The sequence below is a fragment of the Ralstonia sp. 25mfcol4.1 genome, assembly GCF_900104095.1.
Classification (GTDB): domain Bacteria; phylum Pseudomonadota; class Gammaproteobacteria; order Burkholderiales; family Burkholderiaceae; genus Cupriavidus.
Genome location: NZ_FNJO01000015.1, coordinates 138,344 through 159,944, shown reverse-complemented (window position 1 = coordinate 159,944; position 21,601 = coordinate 138,344). Strand labels below are relative to the sequence as shown.

Sequence of the window (21,601 nt, the reverse complement as noted above, 5' to 3'; positions counted from 1 at the left end):
CCGTGGCGTTCGCCATCAAGCGCCCACACTTATCGGTTGTTTGTTTGTTAAAGAACCCCAGCAACCGGCTTTGCCGTTCGCTGTCGCTGCGTCTTTCGTTGCAGCGGAGAAACGAGATTATGCAGAGCATTCAACGTTTCGTCAACAGTTTTCGCAGAACTTTTTTCTGCCGGCCAGCGCTGCAAACCTCGCAACCCCAACCTCCTGCCAACCCCGCAACCCTTGTCACTGCTGCGTTTGCAGCGCGCTTTGTGTTGCGAGGGGGCGAATATTAGATGGGATTGGCCGGGTACGCAAGCCCTTTCCATGAAAAGTTCAGCCGCCCAAATCGGCCCAACTGTCACGGGGGCGACAGCCTCGGTTTCAGAACTGTCCTAAGCTGGCAGCCAACCTATTAGAAGACGCTGTTGAAGGAGACACTCATGAAGCAATCCGTGCCCATCGACCGTTCACACGTGGTTGGTGCGACCGATATCCCGCTGTCCGACGATACGATCCCCGCGCTGCTGGCGCGTGCCGTTACGGCAAACCCCAACGGCGACGCCGTGATCTTCAGGGAACAGTCGATACGGTGGACGTGGCGGGAATTTTCCGATCAGGTCGATCAGCTCGCCGCCGGCCTGCTGGCCAGGGGGATCTCCGCCGGCGACCGGGTCGGCATCTGGTCGCCGAACCGGGCCGAATGGCTGGTTACCCAATTCGCGACCACCCGGATTGGCGCAATCCTGGTCAACATCAACCCCGCTTACCGCCAGGCGGAACTGGAATACGCGCTAAACAAGGCTGGCGTGCGGATGCTAATCACGGCGACCCGATTCAAGTCGAGCGACTATATAGGCATGCTGCAGGCGCTGGCACCAGAATTGTCCGAATCGACGCCTGGCCAGTTGCGCGCCGCCCGCCTGCCCCATCTCCAGTCCGTCGTCCGCATGGGCGAAGCGCCGACCCCAGGCATGCTCAACTATGCCAGCCTGCTGCAGCCGCCTGAAAGCAGCGTGCTCGATACCATCACCCGCCAGCTGGACGCCCACGACGCGATCAATATCCAGTTCACCAGCGGCACCACCGGCAACCCCAAAGGCGCGACGCTGACCCATCACAACGTGGTCAATAACGGCCGCTTCGTCGCCATGGCCATGCGCCTGGGTGCCAGCGACCGCCTTTGCATTCCCGTCCCGCTATATCACTGCTTCGGCATGGTCCTGTCCGTCCTGGCCTGCGTGTCAGTCGGCGCCTGCATGGTATTTCCGGGCGAGGCATTCGATCCACTGGCGACCATGCAGGCCGTTTCCGACGAGCGGTGCACCGCGCTGCATGGCGTACCGACCATGTTCATCGCCCAGCTCGATCATCCGGACTTCCGCCGGTTCGATTTCTCGACGCTGCGCACCGGCATCATGGCTGGCGCCCCGTGTCCGATCGAGGTGATGAAGCGAGTAGTCACTGACATGCACATGGCGGAGGTGACGATCGCCTACGGCATGACAGAAACCAGCCCGGTGTCGTTCCAGAGCGCCACCGACGATCCGCTCGACAAGCGCGTGGCCACGGTCGGCCGCGTCCAGCCGCACCTGGAATGCAAGGTGGTCGATGCCACGGGCGAGATCGTGCCGCGCGGCGAGACCGGCGAACTCTGCACGCGCGGCTACTCCGTGATGCGGGGTTACTGGGACGACGACGAACGCACGCGCGAGGCCATCCGCGACGGCTGGATGCACACGGGCGACCTGGCCACCATCGATGCAGACGGCTATTGCAACATCGTCGGACGCGTCAAGGACATGCTGATCCGTGGCGGGGAGAACATCTATCCGCGCGAGATCGAGGAATTCCTGTTCCGCCATCCCAAGGTCCAGGCGGTGCAGGTGTTCGGCGTGCCCGACCCCAAATACGGCGAGGAAGTCTGCGCGTGGATCGTGCTCAAACCCGGACAGACCGCCACCGAGGACGACATCCGAACCTTCTGCCGCGACCAGATCGCGCATTACAAGATTCCGCGCTATATCCGCTTCGTTGAAGAAATGCCGATGACTGTGACGGGAAAGGTGCAGAAGTTTGTCATGCGTGACACCATGATCCACGACCTGGGGCTGCAGCAGGCCGTCACGGCGTGATTCTGGAGAGTTTCCGATGACCATCCGCATCGTCAGGCTCGGCGAACCGCGCACCAGCGGCGAAGGCCTGCGCATGGGCACCGTGCGCCGCCCGCCGCGCGGGGTGCCGAAAGCAGAATTCGCCAGCCGGGATTTCTACGACGCCTGGTATCCCGTGCTCTCGCCTTCCGCAGAACTGGTGTCGCAAGCCCTGGCGGCCCAGGCCGCCAATGACCCCAAGGCATGGCGCGCCTTCGAAAAGCACTTTCGTGCCGAGATGGCTCAGCCCGACGCCAGCCGCACGCTGGATCTGCTGGCCGCCTTCTCCCACCAGACAAATTTTTCGCTGGGTTGCTATTGCGAGGATGAGTCGCACTGCCATCGCTCGATCCTGCGGGCATTGCTGGCGGAACGCGGGGCCGACATCGCGTGAGACCGGCAGGCTATGATGCGAGGCTTCGCCGCGACGCACGTGGCGAAGCCCTCCACTGGCCTTATTTACGTCGATGGCACTGAACCTCGTCTGGCTCGGATTCTTCCTGATTTCCTTCCTGGCCGCCTGTGTGCGGCTCATTGGCGGCGACACCACGGTGTTCCCGGCCCTGCTGACCAGCCTTTTCGACAGCTCGCGCACCGCGTTTGAGATTTCTCTCGGCCTGGTCGGCGTGATGAGCCTGTGGATCGGCATCATGCGCATTGGCGAGCGCGCCGGGGTCATCGACCTGTTTGCGCGACTGGTCAACCCGTTGCTGCGCCATTTCTTCCCGGGCGTGCCGCAGGGGCACCCGGCCCAGGGCGCGATGATGATGAATGTGTCCGCCAATATGCTGGGGCTGGACAACGCGGCCACGCCGCTGGGCCTGAATGCGATGCGCGAGCTGCAGTCGCTGAACCGGCAGCCGGACACGGCGACCAACGCCCAGATCATGTTCATCGTGTTGAACACGGCCGGACTGACGCTGATTCCGACATCGGTCATCGCCATTCGCCAGGCCATGGCCGTCAAGCAGGGGCTGGTCAATTTCAATGCGGCCGACATCTTCCTGCCCACGCTGCTGGCCACGGGCGCGTCGTGCCTGGCCGGCTTGCTGGCCGTGGCCTGGGTACAGCGGCTGAACCTGCTCAAGCCGGCCGTGCTGGCCGCCTTTGCCGTGGCGGGCCTGGCCGTGGCCGGCCTGTTTGCCTGGCTGCGCCACGCCCCACCCGACCAGGTCAGCCAGATGACGGCCCTGGCGGGCAGCGGCTTCATCCTGTCGCTGATCACGCTGTTCCTGGTGTGCGGCGCGCTCCGGCGCGTCAATGTCTACGATGCCTTTATCGACGGCGCCAAGGAAGGTTTCGGCGTGGCCGTACAGATCATTCCTTATCTGGTCGCGATCCTCGTGGCGATCGGACTTTTCCGGGCCAGCGGCTGCATGGACGTGGTCATGCACGGACTGACCGCCGGTTTCATGTGGCTCGGGGTCAACACGGATTTTGTCCCGGCGCTGCCGGTCGGGCTGATGAAGATCCTGTCCGGCGCCGGCGCCCGCGGCCTGATGGTCGATGTGATGACCACCTACGGCGTCGATTCCTTCCAGGGACGGCTCGCCGCCATCATCCAGGGATCGACGGAAACCACCTTTTATGTGCTGGCGGTCTACTTCGGCAGCGTCAATGTGCGAAATACCCGACACGCCCTTGGCTGCGCCCTGTTCGCCGACGTCGTCGGACTCGGTGCCGCGATATGGATCGCCTACCTCTTTCGGTGATATCACGCCGCTTGTTGTACGACAACAACGGTGATTGTGCTATGTTGCAGTCATTTTTTTAGAAGCCGCTTGGTGCGTCGCAACAAGTCGTGTATAGTGAAGTCTGTCTCCTCCACCACCTCGGTGGATTCCAACCCGCGCACAACCTGCGCGGGTTTTTTTTACCCAAAATCTGGGGAATCTCACCCCGACTGAAGTTCTTTCAATCGTAGAACTTCGGAAATGTGACAGTTGCACCGTCTTGCGACACATTTCCCGCCGTTGGTGCGATACAGCACTCTTGCCGGGCAAAGGGGCTCGGTTTGACGGAAATGTTGCGACGCAGCAATAGTCCCCGTAGAGTGGGATCCGTACTCACCCTGAGACATCCACTCCAACGCCCCCATCATGCGCCGCGTCCCGCGCTCACTCTCCTTCTGGCCCGATTCCGCCTTCCTGCAGCGCGGCGTGGTCTATGGCCTGTCGTTTTTCGCGCTGGCCGGCATCGCCTGGCTGACGGGAGACAACGGCTATCTGTGGTCGGCCACGGCGTCGATCTGGACGTGCCTGGCAGATCGGCAAGGCACGGCTGGCGCACGCATGCGCGGGCTTGGCGCGGTGGGGATTGGCGGTGCGGCGGCCAGCGTGATCGGCGCCAGTCTGGCGTCGTCGCCCCTGATCGCGCTGGCGGTCGTCATCTGCGCGGGCCTGGTCGCCGGACTGGCGGAAATACGAGGCCCCGCCGCCGCACTGTGCTTCAAGCTGCTTTATGTCGTGCTGATTGCCGCGTGCCTGCAGCCGGTGGCCGAGCCGTCGGTGCTTGTTCATGCCTGGACGGCGGGCGTGGATTATCTGCGCGGCGGCGTGTTTGCGTGCCTGATTTCGCTGGTGCTGATCCCCTCGCAGCGCGACGCGCGACCCCGGCCCGAGATCACCGCCGCCTACGATGCCCTCCGGCGCTTTGCCGAGCACCTGGCTACGCCGGGGCTGCAAGACACCTCGCTATACAAGAAGGAAATCCGGCTGCGGATCGAGGCTGCACGCGCCGCGGTCATCGGCCGGCGTGGCATGGTCGATCCGGTCGGCATGCTGCACTACGCCTACGCGGTAACGGTGGCGGACGCCATCTTTGCCCTGCTGATCGTGGCCGGCGAACTGCGCGAGCGGGCCGGCGGACAGCACAGCCTGCCTCTGGTGTATGCCGCGCGCTGCCTGGCCGATACGCAGGCGCAGGTACGGCAGGCGCTGGCCCGCCATGCGCCTGACCTGCCCGCCCTGAGCGCCATGCTCGATCGCGATGTGCGCAGGCTGATCGGCCAGCGCGCCAACGCGGGCGCCCCGCCGGCCTATCAGTCCGCCCTGGCCGCGCTGGCCCAGCATCCATCGTTCGATCGCTGGCGCGAATCGTTTGCCTGGCAGAATGCCGGACTGGCCGGCATCGCCGACCGGATCGGGCATACGCTCGCCGATATCGCCGCACGTGATGCCAGAATCACCCGTCATGCGCTCCGGATGGCGTTCGCCGGCGGCCTGAGCCTGCTCCCATCGCAACTGCTGCAAGTCGACCATGGCTATTGGGTGGCCGTCACGGTGATCATGGTGTTGAGTCCGCGCCTGCAGACCACGCGGCAGATCTCGTTCCACCGCTTTGCCGGCTCGCTGGCTGGCGCCCTGCTGGCTTGCCTGGTGGGCCTGGCCCATCCAAACCCGACACTGGCGCTGGGGCTGAGCGCGATATTCCTGGCGGCCGCCTACGCACTGCGCCTGGCCGGCAGCGCGGGCGGCTTCGCGTTCTGCCTGACGCCGGCGGTCATTCTGTTTTCGTGGCTGGGCGAGCCCGCGTCGAGCAGCAGCCATGTGGCGGCGCTGCGGGGTATGGATACGGCCATCGGATGCCTGATCGCGCTGGCCAGCTATTACATACTGGCCCCGCGCGCCGAGTTGTCGCGCGCGTACCGGCACAGCCTGGACGCCCTGTCCGTCAACGCCGTCTACCTGCGTGCCGCGATCAGCACCGCACGCAGCGTCACGCCAGCCCGCATGCGGCTGGAAGCCCTGCGCGTGGCGGCCGGCAGGGCTTCAACCCGTGCCGAAGACACCCTGGCCCAGTGCGCCGCGGACCTCGACCCACGCCTTGGCGCGGCCCATGCCGCCCTGCATGTCACGGCGCGACGCATGGCGTCGCTGGCCGGCCTGGTCCGGGCGGGCGCGGAATCGGGCGAAGTGCATGCCGCGCCCGGTGCCGCCATTCAGTCTTTGCTGACGGATCTGGAAGCCCGCCTGGCCGAAGTGGCCGTTCGGCCAGGCCGCACCGGCGTCAGTGCGGCGATTGCGGCCGCGCGCATGGCACCGCTGACGCCGTCCGACGCCCCGTTCGAGCACTTCCTGGCTGAACAGTGCACCTACGCGGACGCGCATATCGATAGCGCCCATCGAACCGTTATCCACCTGCGCGCGCTGGCGGCCGAGCAGGCCGAGGCGGGGCGCGTCCGGCTGCCGGGGGCGCGCGCCGGCTGACGCGAGGGATCGGGGCTTGCCCTGAGACACGGGCCAGCCGGCTTGCCTGGCAACCGCGATTGCCTATATTGAGAGGATATTCGCGGTTTCCCCGTTCCCGGCAAGACGAGGCACGCCATGGTCGATATCACCTTCCCCAGCACCGTTCCCACCTACTGCGGCGCCAGCCTGACGCTGTCCTGCCCCGCCACTGTGAACGGCACCCGGTCGCAATACTCGGTCACGGCAGAAGCACTGGAAGCGTATTGCGGGGCACAATCGGCGCGCGAGGAGGATCTCGTGCGCGCCTTCACCAGCAACCGCCGGCGCATCGAACAGCTCGCGGAAACGCTATTCGAGCTGACCGAAGCCCGCGAGATCGTGCTGCGCGGCGGCCATTTCCGGTTCGCCGGCTGACCACCGCGCCGGCGCCAGCAGCCGGGCGTCCGTCTGCTCGGCCCCCGGGCCGACTATCCGTCGACGATCAATCGGCGGATGCCTTGCCGCGCACCAGCAGCACGGGCGTCGTCGACTGGCGAATCACGGCTTCGGCCACGCTGCCCAGCACCAGACGGCGTACGCCACGGCGGCCATGGGTGCCGATGACCAGCAGGTCCGCGCCCCATTCGCTGGCGGCCGCATTGATCGATCCCGCGATGTCGCCGATGACGGCCGGATCGGTCACCAGCTTGGTCTCGAAGGTCACGCCGGCATTGCCGAGCACCGCGCTGGCAGCCTCCAGCGCCTTCTTGCCGCTGTCCACATAGGCCCGTTCGATCTGCGTGGGATCGTAGAACCCCGCATCGAACAGCATCACACCGTTGTCGACCACGTAGAGCGCCAGCACGGTGCCGCCGCCGCTGGCCACCCGAATCGCCTCCTGCAATGCCAGATCCGACGTGCTGCTGCCATCCACGGCCACCGCGATCTTGCCGTAAGCCTTGCTCGACATAGCTTTGCCCTCCATTAAGTCGTGGAAGCTCGATACTACACGTGGCGCCGAATCCACGTGTCCATCGTAAAACTCTTAAATTGACCGACCAGTCGGTTTATATTTATATTTAGCCGACTGACCGACCCCACAACAGTCCGCGCCCTTCTCCGCCGTATCGCGCCAGCGCACCACCAACAGGTCGGCCCCCCGCCAAAGACGAAAGTCAAGGAGACGTGATGTACACACAGAGCCTCGACCTGCCGGGCCAGCCGCAGCATGGGCCCACATCGGCCGACGCCGACCAGGCCACGCGGCAGGCCGCCTTTGACGCGCGCATCGCCGAAGACGCCAAGATCGAGCCGATGGACTGGATGCCCGAGGCCTACCGCAAGACGCTGGTACGGCAGATCTCGCAACATGCGCATTCGGAAATCATCGGCATGCAGCCCGAGGGCAACTGGATCAGCCGCGCCCCGTCGCTCAAGCGCAAGGCCATTCTGCTGGCCAAGGTGCAGGACGAAGGCGGCCACGGCCTCTATCTGTATAGCGCGGCCGAAACGCTCAATGCGTCGCGCGACGATCTGCTCGACGGCCTGCACAGCGGCCGCGCCAAATATTCGTCGATCTTCAACTACCCCACGCTGACCTGGGCCGACGTCGGCGTGATCGGCTGGCTCGTGGATGGGGCGGCGATCATGAACCAGATCCCGCTGTGCCGCTGCTCGTACGGCCCCTACGCGCGGGCCATGATCCGCATCTGCAAGGAAGAGTCGTTCCACCAGCGCCAGGGCTTTGACGCGCTGCTGAGCATGATGCGCGGCACCGAAGCCCAGCGCGCCATGGTGCAGGACGCCGTGGACCGCTGGTGGTTTCCGGTGCTGATGATGTTCGGGCCGCCCGACGCAGCGTCCACCAACAGCACCCAGACCATGGCCTGGGGCATCAAGCGGATATCGAACGACGACCTGCGCCAGAAGTTCGTCGACGCCACCGTCGAGCAGGCCAGGGTGCTTGGCGTGACGCTGCCCGACCCCGGCCTGGTCTGGAACGACGAGCGCGGCCACTACGACTACAGCCCGCTGGACTGGGAAGAATTCTGGCGCGTGATCAACGGCGACGGCCCCTGCAATCGCGAGCGGCTGGCCACGCGCGTCAAGGCGCACGAAGACGGCGCCTGGGTACGCGAGGCGGCGCTGGCCCATGCCGAAAAGCGCGCCCGGCGCGCATCCCCGGCCAAGGCGGCCTGATCCGGAGACCACCATGACACAACAAAAGGAATGGCCGCTGTGGGAAGTTTTCGTCCGCAGCAAGCAGGGCCTGGAACACAAGCACTGCGGCAGCCTGCACGCTGCCGATGCCCGGCAGGCGCTGCACATGGCGCGCGATGTCTACACGCGCCGGCAGGAAGGCGTGTCGATCTGGGTCGTGCCGTCGGCCGCCATCACGGCCAGCGCGCCGGCCGAAAAGGCCGAGCTGTTCGACCCGGCCGCGGACAAGATCTACCGTCACCCCACGTTCTACCAGTTGCCCGACGAAGTGAACCATATGTAAGGCCGGCCCCATGACGCAAACCAACGTAGCCGACGGCGTCGCCCTGGCGCGCCTGCCGCTGGCACAGACCGCCCCCCTGCAATACGTGCTGCGCCTGGCCGACAACGCGCTGATCCTGGGTCAGCGCAATGCCGAATGGTGCGGCCACGGCCCGGTGCTCGAGGAAGACATCGCGCTGGCCAATATCAGCCTCGACCTGATCGGGCAGGCCCGACTGCTGTACAGCCACGCCGGCGCGCTGGAAGGCCGGCTGACCGGCCGCGTGCGCCACGAGGACGACTACGCCTACTGGCGCAGCGAACCGGAATTCCGCAACTGGACGCTACAGGAGCTGCCCCACCACGGCCCGCTGGCCGGCACGGCGCGCGCCGACCGCGACTACGCGGTCACCCTCATGCGCAACTTCCTGTACAGCGCGCTGATGGCCGAACTCTGGCCGGCGCTGGCGCTCAGCACCGACGCCGAGCTGGCGGCCATCGCGGCAAAGTCAGCCAAGGAGGTGCGCTACCACCTGCACCATGCCGCCGACTGGGTGGTGCGCCTGGGCGACGGCACCGACGCCTCGCACGCGCGCATGCAACGGGCGCTCGATCATCTGCTGCCCTATATGAACGAATGCTTCGCCGACGACGCGGTGGAGCAGCAAGTGGCCGCACAGGGCGTGGGCGTGCTGACGTCCGGCCTGCGCGAGGCCTGGGAGGCCACCGTTGCCGCCACGCTCGATGACGCCACCCTGCAGCGCCCGGCGCCGTCGGCGTTCGTGTCCACCGGCAAGCACGGCGTGCATTCCGAACACATGAGCTACCTGCTGGCTGAGCTGCAGGGGCTGGCGCGGGCCCATCCGGGCGCGCAGTGGTAACGAGGCCGGCCATGCGTACCCATCCCGCGCCGATGACACCGGCTCCGGCATCGCCATTCGCGCCAACGTTCGCGCCAACGTTCGCGCCCACCGCCGCGCGCAGCGGCGGCTCCACGCCCGCCGAATCCCCGTTTTCGCCCACGGACCGGCTGGCCCGCGCCTGGGCCGCCCTGGAAGCCGTGCCCGACCCCGAGATCCCGGTCGTGTCGATCCGCGACCTCGGCATCCTGCGCGACGTGGTGCTGGCCGACGATGGCCAGACCATCGAGGCCATCATCACCCCCACGTATTCGGGCTGCCCGGCGATGTCGCAGATCGAGGAAGACGCCGGACGCGCGCTCGAAGCAGCCGGCCTGGCGCCGTGGCACGTGCGCACCGTGCTGGCGCCGGCCTGGACCACCGACTGGATCACCGAAGCCGGCCGCGCCAGCCTGCACGCCTTCGGCATCGCGCCCCCGGGCCAGTGCGCCAGCCCGGCCCCGCACGGTGGCAACGTCCAGCCATTGCGCTTCGTGCCGCGCCAGCCGCAGTCGCCTGCCATTGCATGCCCGCGCTGCGGCAGCGTCCACACACAGGAGCTGTCGCGCTTTGCCTCCACGGCCTGCAAGGCGCTCTATCGCTGCCTGGATTGCCGCGAGCCGTTCGACTACTTCAAACCCTATTGAGCACCGCCGGCCCATGACCCCACAGTTCCATCCGTTGCGCGTGGCGCAGGTTCGCCCCGAGACCCCGGACACGGTCTCGATTGCCTTCGATGTCCCGCCGGAACTGCGCGATGCCTACCGCTTCACGCAGGGCCAGTTCCTGACGATCAAGGCGCCTGTCGAGGGCAAGGACGTGCGCCGCTCGTACTCGATCTGCTGCGGCGTGCAGGACTACGACGATCGCGGCGAACTGCGCGTGGCTGTAAAGCTGGTGGACGACGGCGTGTTCTCCACGTGGATCCATGACAACGTGGCCGCCGGCCAGGTGCTCGACGTCATGACACCCGATGGCCGCTTCCACGTGCCGCTCGATGCCGATGCATCGCGCCACTATGTGGCCTTTGCGGCAGGCAGCGGCATCACGCCGGTGATTTCGCTGATCCGCACCACGCTGGCCCAGGAGCCGCGCAGCCGGTTCACGCTGGTCTATGGCAACCGCAGCGTCGATTCGATCATCTTCTCCGAGGCGCTCGAAGACCTGAAGAACCAGTACCTGTCGGGCTTCACGCTGTACCACGTGCTGTCGCGCCAGCCGCAGGAGGTGGATCTGCTGCACGGCCGGCTCGACCGCGACCGCGTGACGGCGTTCCTGCAAACCCTGCTGCCCGTGGACGACATCGATGCCGCCTTCGTGTGCGGCCCCGCGTCGATGATCGACGAAGTCGAGGAAGCCCTCAAGGCCGCGGGGCTGGATCCGCACCGGATCCACGCCGAGCGATTCGGCGTGCCGCTGACCCAGCCCAGGACCGCCCCGCCCGCCCATGCCGACCAGGCCGGCACCGCCGAACTGGTGGTGGTGCTGGACGGCAAGCAGCACAAGATGCGCCTGCCTTTGACCGGCGCCAAAGTGCTGGACACCGCGCTGGCCGCCGGGCTGGATCTGCCCTATGCCTGCAAGGGCGGCGTCTGCTGTACCTGCCGCGCCAAGGTGCTGGAGGGCGAGGTGGAAATGGAGAAGAACTACACGCTCGAACCGTGGGAAATGGAAAAGGGCTTTGTGCTGACATGCCAGGCGCGCGCGCTGACGCCTCGGGTGGTCGTCAGCTACGACGAACGGTAAGGACCGACCAGCGCGCCGGGCCGATGTCAAGGGTGTCGAACGTATGGCAGGAATCCCACATGTCAGACAGCCGCCGATGCCCGGCCGGTGTCGCACCGTGATTACAATGGCGGAACACGCTTCATGCGTCGCATCGCCCGCCCAGCGGCCGCCTGACGGCGGTGGCGGCGGCCGCGTCCGGAGGTCCGGCACCCGTCGCACCCTATACAATCACGGTCATGCAATACATACATGTCGTCAACGGCGATGTCGCGGGCAACACGCTGCGCCAGGCTCTGGCCCAGGCCGCCCGCCCCGACCCGGTGGTCGTCCTGCGCGACGATCTTGCCGTGGGTCCGATCGCCGATATCGACAGCACCGGCCTGATCCGCTCCGGCTTCTGGCAGCGCGTGGCGCCGCACACCGATATCGACTTCGCGGCCGAGATGCGCCAGGCGCTGGACCAGCTCCAGCAACTGCGTCGCGACGACATGGAAGTGGCCATCTGGCATGGCCAGAGCGCATCGGACCAGTTGATGCTGCGCCGGGTGGTGTTCCACCTCTACCAGGCTCCGCAGCGCATCAACGAAGTGGCGATGGACCTGCGCGAGCTGGAAGCCCCCACGCACGGCAGCCTGACCGCCGTCGGCATGTATCCGGCCGCCCGGCTGGCACGTCGTTTTTCGACGATCGCCCCGGTATCGGTGCTGCGCCTGGGCCGGCTCGGCTACGAGTGGCAACAGAACGTCAAGGAAAACGCCGATGTGCGGCTGTGGAAGGGCAATACGCTGGTGCCCGCGGCCTATCACAACGTCGACGACGTGATCCTGGAGCGCGCCCCCGAAGACTGGACGCCGGCCGTGCAGGTGGTGGGCAGCGTGATGGGAGCCATCGAGGGCCTGCTGGCCAGCGACTGGTTCGTCTTCTGGCGCTGCCGCGAGCTGGTCAGCACGGGACAGCTGGAGCTGCGCGGCGACCCGCAAAGCCTCGAATCCTGCGATATCCGCCGCAACCCCCTCGCTGCCCACACCGATTGACGCCGTACCGATAACAGAACAACAGGCGGATCGATCCGACCCCTATGGCACGAACCAAGGCGCCCGATTTCGAGGCGCAACGCGAACAGATTCTCGACCTGGCGGCCGCCGCCTTTGCCGCCTCCAGCTACCCCAGCACCTCGATGGCCGACCTGGCTGCGGCCTGCGGCACGTCCAAGGCCAGGCTCTACCACTATTACGAGAGCAAGGAAGCGATCCTGTTCGACCTGCTGGACCGCTACACCCGGCAGCTGATGCAGATCGTCACGGAGGTGGAGGCCGAAGGCACGCGCCAGTCGCGCGGCCATCGCGAGACATTCGCCCATCTGCTGCGCGCCTTCCTGGCCGAGTACGAGACGTCGCAAACGCGCCATATCGCGCTGATCAACGATGTGAAGTTTCTGGCCGAGGAGCAGCGCGACCAGATCCTGCAGCGCGAGCGCGACGTGGTGGCGGCGTTCGCGCGCCTGCTGCAGCGCGCCTATCCGGAGCGCGTGACACGCGACAACCAGACCGCGCTGACCATGACCGTGTTCGGCATGATCAACTGGACCTTCACCTGGCTCAAACCCGGTGGCCGGCTGTCATACGGGGCATTCGCCGAGATGGTGGTCGGGCTGCTCGAACACGGCCTGGCACCGGGCATGCCGGGTGCCGACCGGGGCGACCGGGGCGACCGGGCCGACTGAGCCGACCGGGGCGACTGAGCCGGGCAGGCTGATCAGGCTGATCAGGCTGGTCGGGCTGGTCGGGCTGGTCGGGCTGGTCGGGCTGGTCAGGCTGGTCAGGCTGGTCAGGCTGGTCGGGCTGATCGGGCTGATCGGGCTGATCGGGCTGATCGGGCGGGTCGGGCCCTTCGCGTCCCAGCCCGCTTCAGCCACCGGACGGCTGCCGGGGCGGGCTCAGGACCATTCGGCATCTTCCTGCTTGCGCCGCTGGTCGCGGTCCTGGCGGAACATCTCCTCCAGTTCGTCGCGCGCCTGCTTGGCCAGCGAGACCAGCTTTTTCTGATCCTTGTAGTACGGATAGAAGCGGTCGATGGCCTCGATATTGTGGCGCCGGAAGCGCAGCGCCACGCCACGCGCCTCCACCCGGTCGAAGCCCAGTCCCTCCAGCACCTTGCGTCCCAGCATCAACGAACCCTCGAACATCTCGCGCTCGTAGTTGTCGATGCCGATGCCGCGATCCATGAGCTGGTAGACGTGCGACACATGCCGCGCCCGCGTGTAGATCTTCAGGTCCGGCCAGCGGTGGCGCACCTTGTCGATCAGCCCGAGGTTGTCGTCCAGGTCCTCGATGGCCACGATCAGGATCTTCGCCTCGCCGGCGCCGGCCGCTTCGAGCAGGTCCATGCGCGTGGCATCGCCGTAGAAGATCTTGAAGCCGTACTGGCGCAGGAATTCGATCTGGTCTGGATCATGGTCCAGCACTGTCACGCCAATGCCCTGCGCATACAGCAGGCGCCCTATGATCTGGCCGAAGCGCCCAAACCCGGCAATGATCACCGGATTGTGATGATTGGTGATCTCGTCGTCGGGCCGCTTCGACATCGCGTTGAGACGCGGGGCCAGCAACTGGTCGAACAGCAGCAGCAACAGCGGCGTGGCCACCATCGACAGCGCCACGATCAGCACCAGCAGCGCCTCGGTTTCCCTGGGCAGCAGGCCGACCGTGCGCGCCTCGGCAAATACCACGAACGCAAATTCGCCGCCCTGCGAGATCAGCAGGCCAAACAGCAGCCACTGCCCGCGCGACACCCGGAAGCGTTTGGCCAGCAGCGTCAGCACCGCGGTCTTGATCAGCACGAACGCCGCCACGAAGCCCATCACCTTGCCGGGCTGCTGCGCGAGGATGCCGAAATCGATCGACATGCCCACCGCCATGAAGAACAGACCGAGCAGCAGGCCCTTGAACGGCTCGATGTCGGCCTCCAGCGCGTGGCGATATTCCGAGTCCGCCAGCAGCACGCCGGCCACGAAGGTGCCAAGCGCCATCGACAGGCCCACGGCGTCCATCATCAGCGCGATGCCGACCACCAGCAGCAGCGAAAACGCGGTGAACATCTCGCGCATGCCGGTGCGGGCAATCACGCGCAAGGCCGGCCGCACCAGGTAGCGGCCGCCCACGACCACCGCGCCAATCACGGCCACCGCCTTGGCGGCGGTCTGCCAGTTCTCCGGGCCGTGGGCCGTGGCACCCGCGCCGTCCGCCGCCAGAAGCGGCAGCAGCGCGATCATCGGAATCGCGGCGATATCCTGAAATAGCAGAATGCCGAAGCTGGCGGCGCCAGCGCCGGTCTGCATCAGGTTGCGCTCTGCCAGCGTGGCAAACGCGATGGCGGTGGACGACAGCGCCAGGCCCAGCCCGGCGACGATGGCGACCTGCCAGGGCGCGCCGAACAGGGCTGCAACAATGCCGATGGCCAACGCGCACGCCGCCATCTGTATCGAACCGTAGCCAAAGATGCTCTGCTTCAGCGCCTTGAGCTTGCGCGGCTCCAGTTCGAGCCCGATCACGAACATCATCAGTACGACGCCGAACTCCGAGAAATGGAGGATCGACTCGACGTTGGTCACCAGGCGCAAGGCAAACGGGCCGATGGCGGCACCCGCGATCAGGTAGCCCAGCACCGCGCCCAGCTGGAATCGGCGCGCGACCGGCACGGCCACCACGGCCGCCACCAGGAACACCAGCAGGGCAATCAGGAAGTCATGCTGGTTCATTGCGCGTCCTCCCCGCTGACCTCGGATGCCGGCCATTCCTGTGTTTCCGGGGGCAGCGGCGGCGCCGCCAGATGGCGCGCCACGTGTTCGATGTGCAGCGCCACGGCGTCGGTGTCGGCGCGGTCGGCGTCGTGCAGCACGATCGGGGGCATCCAGCTCATGCCGCATTGCAGGGCGGTCTGCTCCAGCGGCAGCAGGAAATCGCCGATCGGATGGCCGTGGGCGCCGTCGGGACCGTAAGCATCCGCCTGGCCGCCCGCGCTGACCACGGCCAGCATCGACTTGCCGCGCAGCGCCGTGCCGCCGGGCCCGTAGGCCCAACCCATTTCGAGCACGTCGTCGAGCCAGAGCTTCATCAGCGCCGGCACGCTGTACCAGCGCACCGGGAACAGCAGCACCACGGTTTCGGCGGTCGACAGCAGCCGCTGTTCCGCTACGACGTCGATGTCGTAGTCGACATAGAGGTTGTAAAGCTCACGCACTGCCACATGGGGCAGTTCGGCAAGGGCTTCGGCAAGGGGATGGTTGACGCGCGAGCGTCGGGGCGCAGGATGCGCATAGATCACAACAATCGGTGGCTCGTTCATGAATGGGGCTTTGTCTTTCCCTTGGGGGATCGATGCGACAGACAAGCCAGCCGGGTGCGGCGTTGCAGCAAATCCACAACCCACACACCGTCGACGTCCCAGCCGCGTTCATAACTTATTGAATTGTCAGTATTTTTCTATCTGACCCGCTTTCGCGCCACGGTTTGGCGGATGGGTAGCTTACGCGAGACTGACAATTCCACTACAATACTTTTCGCGCCGCAGCAACCTAGTGTTTGCCCGAATCCAGCATTCTGGATCACAAATCGAACTCATGCCGCACAGAGTTGGATGAAAGAGCAGGGACGACCACCGCGACGGTGCTATTTTTATACCGATCACTGAAGAAGGAAACCAAGTGAACCCGCTCGAACTGAGCAAGGCCGTCGGCGCAGTCACCGACGAAGATCTTCGCCGCGCAGCCGAGGCGAGCCAGGCAACCCAGCGTCACACCACACTGGTGCGCGAACTGGCTGCCCATCATCGCTCGCGTCTGCAGAAGCATTTTCTCGCCCTGGGCGAGGAAGATCGCCTGCTCCGTTTTGGCCAGTCGGTTGGCAACCACGTGATCGAAGCCTATGTGGAAAGCATCGATTTCGACCACGACAGCGTGTTTGGCGTCTATGACGAGCACCTGGAACTGGTTGGCGTCGGCCACTTCGCAAACCTGCGCGACAACGCCCAGGGCCGCGTTGCCGAGTTCGGCGTGTCGGTGTCGAAGAGCGCCCGGGGCCGGGGCATCGGCAGCGCCTTGTTCCAGCGCGCCGCCATGCACGGCCGCAATACCAGCGTCCGCACGCTGTACATGCACTGCCTGTCGCGTAACGCGGCGATGATGCACATCGCCAAGAAGGCCGGCATGAAGGTGCAATACGCCTATGGCGAAGCCGATGCCTACCTGGAACTGCCGCCCGCCGACACGGTGAGCCGCCTGACCGAGGCGATCGACGAACAGGTGGCGGACCTCGACTACATGGTCCGGCGCAATCTGCGCGATGTCCGCCGATTTGGCCTGCGTTTCTGGCGCTCGCTGGTGCCGCAGAAAGGCACCGCCTGACCCCGTCCGGCGACCCCGAATGAAAAACGGCGCACCCGCAAGGTGCGCCGTTTCTGTTTGGTGCGGACCCAAGTGCGGCTTGCGCCGCTGTCAGGCTCCCCCGGCCACGGGCAGCGCCGTGGTGTCCTTGATCGACTCCAGTGCAAAGCTGGAACGCACATCGATCACCGACGGATGCGCCAGCAATTGTTCCTGCATGAAGCGCGCAAAGTGCTCCATATCTTCGACATAGACCTTGAGCAGCAGATCCATCTCGCCCGTCATGGCGTGGCAGGCGGCCACTTCCGGCCAGGTCTGGATGGCGGCACGAAACAGGTCCAGCGGCGCCTTGCCCTTGGGCGTGCCGCCCTGCTTTTCCAACCGCACATTGATATAGGCAAGCAGGCCCAGCCCGATCTTGTTCGGTTCGAGCAGCGCCGCATACTGGCGAATCACGCCAATTTCCTCGAGCCGACGGATGCGGCGCAGGCAGGGGCTCGGCGACAGATTCACGCGCTCCGCCACTTCCAGGTTGGTCAGCCTCCCGTTGGTCTGCAGGACCTCCAGAATCTTCCGGTCGATCTTGTCCAGCTCCACCTTGCTCACGTTTTGTTGCTCCGCAATATGTTTGTCGGCAATTTTTTTGCGCAAATTTAGCAAGTCGTGCACAAGTCCGCAATTTATTTCATGCAGGGACTAGTACGGCAGTCATATGCAGCGGGCGCATGCGTCACGTGGGCAAGGCAAGGATGGTGCCAGCCAAAACAAAAAAGCGCGACCCGAAGGCCGCGCCTGGCTGTTGCCGGGGCAAGGGTTTAGTTGCCGCTTGACGACGGAACGGACGGGGCCGAGGCTCCGTCAGGGCCGCGACGCTGCATGCGATCCATCCGGTCCTTGTGCATCTTCTGCATGTCCGACTGGATTTCAGCCATGGTCACCTTGCCGTCGCGGTTGGCGTCGAGCTTGTCGAAGCGGTCGGCCATGCGCGGAAAGGCAGCCTTGAACTCGTCGCGCGTCAGCGCACCGTCGTTGTTCTTGTCCGCAGCCTTGAACTTGGCCTCGAATTCGGCCTTCATCTCGGCGCGACGCTGTTCCCAGGCAGCCTTGCGATAGGCGGCCAGCTCGGTCTTGTCGAGCTTGCCGTCGTGGTTGGTATCGATCTTGTTGAACATCGCATCGGCTTCGGCCTTCGAGATCGTGCCATCGCCGTCGGTGTCGACCGACTTCATCCACATCATGCCGCCATGGTGGTGCTCGCCCGGTCCGCCCATGCGATGGTGAGGCGCGGGGCCGCCCTGCGGAGCGGCCTGCGGCGCAGCGGGGGCCGGCGTGGTTTGCGCAAAGGCGGCACCCGCGGCCATGAACACGGCCGAGGCGGCGATAAAGCTCTTCAGGATGTGCGTCTTGTGATTGCGTTGCATGTCTGTGCTCCTTTTCATCACGTTGGGCATGTACGGATTAGAACGCAGACAACCACGCCAAGTTGGCAGTTTTAATACGATGTTACGGGCCTCACAGAATCGACTCGGGCCGTAAACGGCCGCAATACAGTCAAAGATTGCGCAATATTGTGAAACTCGTATTTTTACGATTTGATCAGTCTTTTGGCAGCTGGTTCTCGGCGCCGTGCGGCGGCACTGACTGGAATTGCTGCGGCGCGAGGCCCTGCTGTTGGGGTGCCTGCGGCTGGAACTGCTGAGGCGGCTGCTGTACCGGCGCACTGGCCACCGGCGGCGGTGCCGACTGCACCGGGGCCGGCATCGGCGTCGACAACGGTGCGGCCGCACCGGACGGCGGCGCCGCCGCCGGTGCATTGCCCGGACGACCGACCGATACGGTGTTCTGTAGCGGCAGCGCAATTTCCTGGCGCACGCCGTTGCGCTCGATCACGATATTGCGGCCATGAATTTCGGTGAGCCGGATCTGGGACGAGAGGGAGGCACCGGCGCGCACCGCCTTGGGCGGCCCGCCATCCAGCGACAGGATGGCTGCCGCCGGACCCACGCCATCGACGTCCGCCACCACGCCGATCAACTGGACATCCCGCACGCCCGATTGCGCACTGCCGCCGAACAGCGTGGCCACCGCACCGGTTTCCACGGCCTCGGTCTGGGCGATACGCGCCGATTTGGGTACGGGAATCGTCCGCATCGCGCTGAACACGAGCACCCAGTGCGTGACCAGTGCGCACAGCGCTACAAATAGCAACAGACTGGCCGCGCGCGGCAGCCAGGAGGCGGAAAGGTCGAAGCGGAAGGCAGGCCGGGTCAGGGTTGGCACGAGCGATACGCCAGGCGGCGGAATCCAGGAGGTCGCCTAGCGTACCAGACGCATGCGTCGATTGTCTGTCAGTCGTGCCAGCCCAACGGCTGGCGCCGGGGGGCGACGAAGATCAGAGCAGGTCGTCGAGCAGATCGGGGCCGAACACTTCACGGTGGATATGACCCACCGGAATCCCCGCTTTGATCAGTGCATGACGTTGGGCCTGCATGAAGCCCAGCGGGCCGCACAGGTAGAAGCGGGCATCGTTGAATGCCGAGGTCTCTTCGGCCTTGAGCAGCGATTCGATCGGCATCGTGCCGGCGTGGTCGAAGTCGCGGCCCGATACATCGGTAGCCTGCGGGGTTTCGTAGCTGATGTGGGTACGAAGGTTCGGCATCCGTTCGCGCGCCCAGCCCAGGTCGCCGCGATGCGCGTGGTGCCCGCCATGGCGGGCCGCGTGCGCGAACAGCACCGGACGATGCGGATTTTCCCTGGCCAGCGTGCGCAGCACGGACACCATCGGCGTCACGCCGATGCCGGCCGACATCAGCACGATCGGGCGGCGGTCATCGATGGCCGGCGCGAATTCGCCCCATGGCGTGCTGACGTGCAACGTAGTGTCGACATGCGCGTTGTCGTGCAGCCAGTTCGATACCGCGCCCGCCGGCGTTTCGGCGCCGCCGTCCTCGCGCTTGACCGAAATGCGCCACGTGGGCAGGCCGCGCTCGCCAGACAGCGAGTACTGGCGCAACTGGCGATGGCCGTCGGCCAGGATGGCTTCCACGCTGATGTACTGGCCCGGGGCAAAGTCGCGCAGCGGCTTGCCGTCGGTGGCCGCCAGCGTGAGCGAGACCACCTGGTCGCCCTCCTGCTCGCGGGCGATCACGCGCACGCGTTGCAGTTCGCCGGCCTTGACGCCGTGCCGGTCATACAGGCGCGCCTCGGCGGCGATCAGTTCGCCGGCCAGCAGCCAGTAGGCCTCGTCCCAGGCCGCCAGCAGCGGCGGGGTGGCGGCATCGCCCAGCACGGCGGCAATGGCTTCGAGCAGATACTTGCCGACGATCGGATAGTGGGCCGAGGTCAGGCCGACGGCCACGTGCTTGTGGACAATGCGCTCCACCACGGGCGCCAGCACATCGGCGCGGTCGACGTTTGCGGCATAGGCGAACACCGCGGACGCCAGCGACTGCTGCTGCGATCCGTTGGCCTGGTTGCCCATGTTGAACAGATTCTTGAGCTCGGGGCGCGCCGCGAACATCTCGCGGTAGAAGTGCGTGGTAATGGCAAGACCGTGCTCGCGCAGCACGGGGACGCTGGCATCGATATAGGGGCGGGAAGCAGCGGACAACATCAGCAAAAACTCCTGTGAATTCATGCATTTCCAATGCATGTTTTTACCCACGATAAAGCCGGCGTCAGACTGTGGCAGGGGTCTCGCCCGCTGCCTCAGGCCGCGCGCCGGCTCAGGAAATCGCGATGCAGACTGATGATCGACTCGGCCGTCCGGCTGTTGCCGGAAACTTCGGCCAGCGTAACGCCGTCAAGCGCCTGGTAGAACGCCTCTTCGGCCTGGTCCAGCGCACGCTTCAGCCGGCAATTGCCGTTCAGCGCGCACGGCGGGTCGGCGCAGTCGATCACCGACTTTTGCCCTTCCAGCTCGCGCAGGACCGTGCCGATCGACAGCTTCTCCGCACCCGGGCCCAGCTGCAGCCCGCCATGCCGCCCACGCGTGGCCGAGATCCAGCCCAGCTTCGACAGCCGCGCCGCCACCTTCACGAGGTGATTGTGCGAGATGTCGAACTGCTGGCCGACTTCGGCGATCGTGATCGGACGGGTGCCGTCGCCGCGTGATACATACATCAGCAGGCGCAAGGCATAGTCTGAGAATCGGGTCAGTTGCATCGTGACGGAATCATAGATAACGTGCATCCTGAATGCAAGATTTTTATTGCAGTTGCACATTGGTACATTTATGCGGATCTGATACCCCGGCAGCACACCAAACGGTCATCTGGCGGGGGTTATACTCTCCGACCATACCTCGACCAACAAGGCACACAACCGATGCGCAGAACCGTCACCCAGACTGCCGCCCTCCGGACGCAACTTCGTCGCCGCCTCGCCCGCGGCTTCACCCTGATCGAGATCATGGTGGTGATCGTGATTCTGGGCGTGCTGGCGGCGCTGGTGGTGCCCAAGATCATGAGCCGCCCGGACGAGGCCCGTATCGTCGCCGCGCGCCAGGACATCTCGTCGATCATGCAGGCGCTCAAGCTCTATCGCCTGGACAACGGCCGCTATCCGACCACCGAGCAAGGCCTGGCGGCACTGGTCAACAAGCCGACGACCGAACCGATCCCCAATAACTGGAAGGGCGGCGGCTACCTGGAAAAGCTGCCCAAGGACCCCTGGGGTCATCCGTACCAGTACCTGAACCCGGGCGTGCGCGGCGAGATCGACGTGTTCAGCTTTGCCGCCGACGGCCAGGCTGGCGGCAGCGGCAACGACGCCGACATCGGCAACTGGGAATAAGCCCGTCCCCTGCCCTTC

23 protein-coding genes are annotated in these 21,601 nt (G+C 65.5%); 15 read left to right on the top strand and 8 right to left on the bottom strand.

From position 1 onward, the window contains the following. The 6 genes from BLQ58_RS29340 to BLQ58_RS23350 all read left to right on the top strand — a co-directional run. A partial coding sequence (locus tag BLQ58_RS29340) for a hypothetical protein (RefSeq protein ID WP_217636056.1) occupies positions 1 to 275 on the top strand: 275 nt, incomplete at its 5' end. Between the two features lie 147 nt (positions 276 to 422). After that, the gene (locus tag BLQ58_RS23370; protein ID WP_029051440.1) at positions 423 to 2,114 is read left to right on the top strand and encodes an AMP-binding protein; all 1,692 of its coding nucleotides are present in this window, start codon (positions 423 to 425) and stop codon (positions 2,112 to 2,114) included. Between the two features lie 16 nt (positions 2,115 to 2,130). Beyond that, positions 2,131 to 2,526, top strand: coding sequence for a DUF488 domain-containing protein (locus BLQ58_RS23365; RefSeq protein WP_029051439.1), 396 nt, complete (start codon positions 2,131 to 2,133; stop codon positions 2,524 to 2,526). Between the two features lie 73 nt (positions 2,527 to 2,599). Next, positions 2,600 to 3,844, top strand: a complete 1,245-nt coding sequence (locus BLQ58_RS23360; RefSeq protein ID WP_029051438.1) for a nucleoside recognition domain-containing protein — start codon at positions 2,600 to 2,602, stop codon at positions 3,842 to 3,844. A gap of 387 nt (positions 3,845 to 4,231) precedes the next feature. After that, a complete protein-coding gene (locus tag BLQ58_RS23355) occupies positions 4,232 to 6,340 on the top strand; it encodes an FUSC family protein (RefSeq protein ID WP_029051437.1) in 2,109 nt (702 codons plus the stop codon). A gap of 117 nt (positions 6,341 to 6,457) precedes the next feature. Beyond that, the gene (locus BLQ58_RS23350) at positions 6,458 to 6,736 is read left to right on the top strand and encodes a DUF1488 family protein (protein ID WP_029051436.1); all 279 of its coding nucleotides are present in this window, start codon (positions 6,458 to 6,460) and stop codon (positions 6,734 to 6,736) included. Positions 6,737 to 6,803: 67 nt separating this feature from the next. Here the strand turns inward: BLQ58_RS23350 and BLQ58_RS23345 are convergent, their stop codons facing one another. Continuing rightward, the gene (locus BLQ58_RS23345; RefSeq protein WP_029051435.1) at positions 6,804 to 7,271 is read right to left on the bottom strand and encodes a universal stress protein; all 468 of its coding nucleotides are present in this window, start codon (positions 7,269 to 7,271) and stop codon (positions 6,804 to 6,806) included. A gap of 218 nt (positions 7,272 to 7,489) precedes the next feature. On the opposite strand from BLQ58_RS23345, the gene paaA reads away from it, so the two are divergent. The 7 genes from paaA to BLQ58_RS23310 all read left to right on the top strand — a co-directional run bounded on the left by paaA (position 7,490) and on the right by BLQ58_RS23310 (position 13,132). Continuing rightward, positions 7,490 to 8,500: a 1,2-phenylacetyl-CoA epoxidase subunit PaaA gene (gene paaA / locus BLQ58_RS23340; RefSeq protein ID WP_029051434.1), complete on the top strand. Its 1,011-nt coding sequence runs from the start codon at positions 7,490 to 7,492 to the stop codon at positions 8,498 to 8,500. Between the two features lie 13 nt (positions 8,501 to 8,513). Next, positions 8,514 to 8,804, top strand: coding sequence for a 1,2-phenylacetyl-CoA epoxidase subunit PaaB (paaB, locus tag BLQ58_RS23335; RefSeq protein WP_029051433.1), 291 nt, complete (start codon positions 8,514 to 8,516; stop codon positions 8,802 to 8,804). A 10-nt stretch (positions 8,805 to 8,814) separates the two neighbouring features. Beyond that, positions 8,815 to 9,663: a 1,2-phenylacetyl-CoA epoxidase subunit PaaC gene (paaC, locus tag BLQ58_RS23330; protein ID WP_049815946.1), complete on the top strand. Its 849-nt coding sequence runs from the start codon at positions 8,815 to 8,817 to the stop codon at positions 9,661 to 9,663. Between the two features lie 11 nt (positions 9,664 to 9,674). Then, positions 9,675 to 10,328, top strand: a complete 654-nt coding sequence (paaD, locus tag BLQ58_RS23325; protein ID WP_092602396.1) for a 1,2-phenylacetyl-CoA epoxidase subunit PaaD — start codon at positions 9,675 to 9,677, stop codon at positions 10,326 to 10,328. Positions 10,329 to 10,341: 13 nt separating this feature from the next. Next, entirely contained in the window at positions 10,342 to 11,427 is a 1,086-nt protein-coding gene (paaE, locus tag BLQ58_RS23320) for a 1,2-phenylacetyl-CoA epoxidase subunit PaaE (protein WP_029051413.1), read from the top strand. Between the two features lie 218 nt (positions 11,428 to 11,645). Next, on the top strand, positions 11,646 to 12,443 hold the full coding sequence (locus tag BLQ58_RS23315; protein ID WP_092602394.1) for a DUF1835 domain-containing protein: 798 nt from the start codon (positions 11,646 to 11,648) through the stop codon (positions 12,441 to 12,443). Positions 12,444 to 12,487: 44 nt separating this feature from the next. After that, positions 12,488 to 13,132: a TetR/AcrR family transcriptional regulator gene (locus BLQ58_RS23310; protein WP_092602392.1), complete on the top strand. Its 645-nt coding sequence runs from the start codon at positions 12,488 to 12,490 to the stop codon at positions 13,130 to 13,132. A gap of 213 nt (positions 13,133 to 13,345) precedes the next feature. Here the strand turns inward: BLQ58_RS23310 and kefC are convergent, their stop codons facing one another. Together kefC and BLQ58_RS23300 are read right to left on the bottom strand one after the other, a co-directional pair. Next, entirely contained in the window at positions 13,346 to 15,166 is a 1,821-nt protein-coding gene (kefC, locus tag BLQ58_RS23305) for a glutathione-regulated potassium-efflux system protein KefC (RefSeq protein WP_029051415.1), read from the bottom strand. Beyond that, positions 15,163 to 15,753, bottom strand: coding sequence for a glutathione-regulated potassium-efflux system oxidoreductase KefF (locus tag BLQ58_RS23300; RefSeq protein ID WP_092602390.1), 591 nt, complete (start codon positions 15,751 to 15,753; stop codon positions 15,163 to 15,165). The genes kefC and BLQ58_RS23300 overlap by 4 nt, the downstream gene beginning before the upstream one ends. Before the next feature lie 358 nt (positions 15,754 to 16,111). Between BLQ58_RS23300 and BLQ58_RS23295 the strand changes: the two genes are divergently transcribed. Continuing rightward, positions 16,112 to 16,810 (top strand): GNAT family N-acetyltransferase, encoded by a 699-nt coding sequence (locus BLQ58_RS23295; RefSeq protein WP_029051417.1) that lies wholly within the window; start codon positions 16,112 to 16,114, stop codon positions 16,808 to 16,810. Between the two features lie 90 nt (positions 16,811 to 16,900). Here BLQ58_RS23295 and BLQ58_RS23290 read toward each other — a convergent pair whose 3' ends face one another. From BLQ58_RS23290 to BLQ58_RS23270, 5 genes are all read right to left on the bottom strand, one after another. Beyond that, positions 16,901 to 17,395, bottom strand: coding sequence for an Lrp/AsnC family transcriptional regulator (locus tag BLQ58_RS23290; protein ID WP_029051418.1), 495 nt, complete (start codon positions 17,393 to 17,395; stop codon positions 16,901 to 16,903). 209 nt (positions 17,396 to 17,604) lie between these two features. Next, entirely contained in the window at positions 17,605 to 18,210 is a 606-nt protein-coding gene (locus BLQ58_RS23285) for an EF-hand domain-containing protein (RefSeq protein WP_029051419.1), read from the bottom strand. Positions 18,211 to 18,385: 175 nt separating this feature from the next. After that, positions 18,386 to 19,060, bottom strand: coding sequence for a general secretion pathway protein (locus tag BLQ58_RS23280; RefSeq protein WP_254776082.1), 675 nt, complete (start codon positions 19,058 to 19,060; stop codon positions 18,386 to 18,388). Positions 19,061 to 19,181: 121 nt separating this feature from the next. Further along, the gene (locus BLQ58_RS23275) at positions 19,182 to 20,402 is read right to left on the bottom strand and encodes a globin domain-containing protein (RefSeq protein ID WP_029051421.1); all 1,221 of its coding nucleotides are present in this window, start codon (positions 20,400 to 20,402) and stop codon (positions 19,182 to 19,184) included. Between the two features lie 95 nt (positions 20,403 to 20,497). Beyond that, entirely contained in the window at positions 20,498 to 20,953 is a 456-nt protein-coding gene (locus BLQ58_RS23270) for an RrF2 family transcriptional regulator (RefSeq protein WP_029051422.1), read from the bottom strand. Between the two features lie 162 nt (positions 20,954 to 21,115). Between BLQ58_RS23270 and gspG the strand changes: the two genes are divergently transcribed. Then, positions 21,116 to 21,583, top strand: a complete 468-nt coding sequence (gene gspG, locus BLQ58_RS23265; RefSeq protein WP_092602388.1) for a type II secretion system major pseudopilin GspG — start codon at positions 21,116 to 21,118, stop codon at positions 21,581 to 21,583. The last annotated feature ends 18 nt before the right edge of the window (positions 21,584 to 21,601 follow it).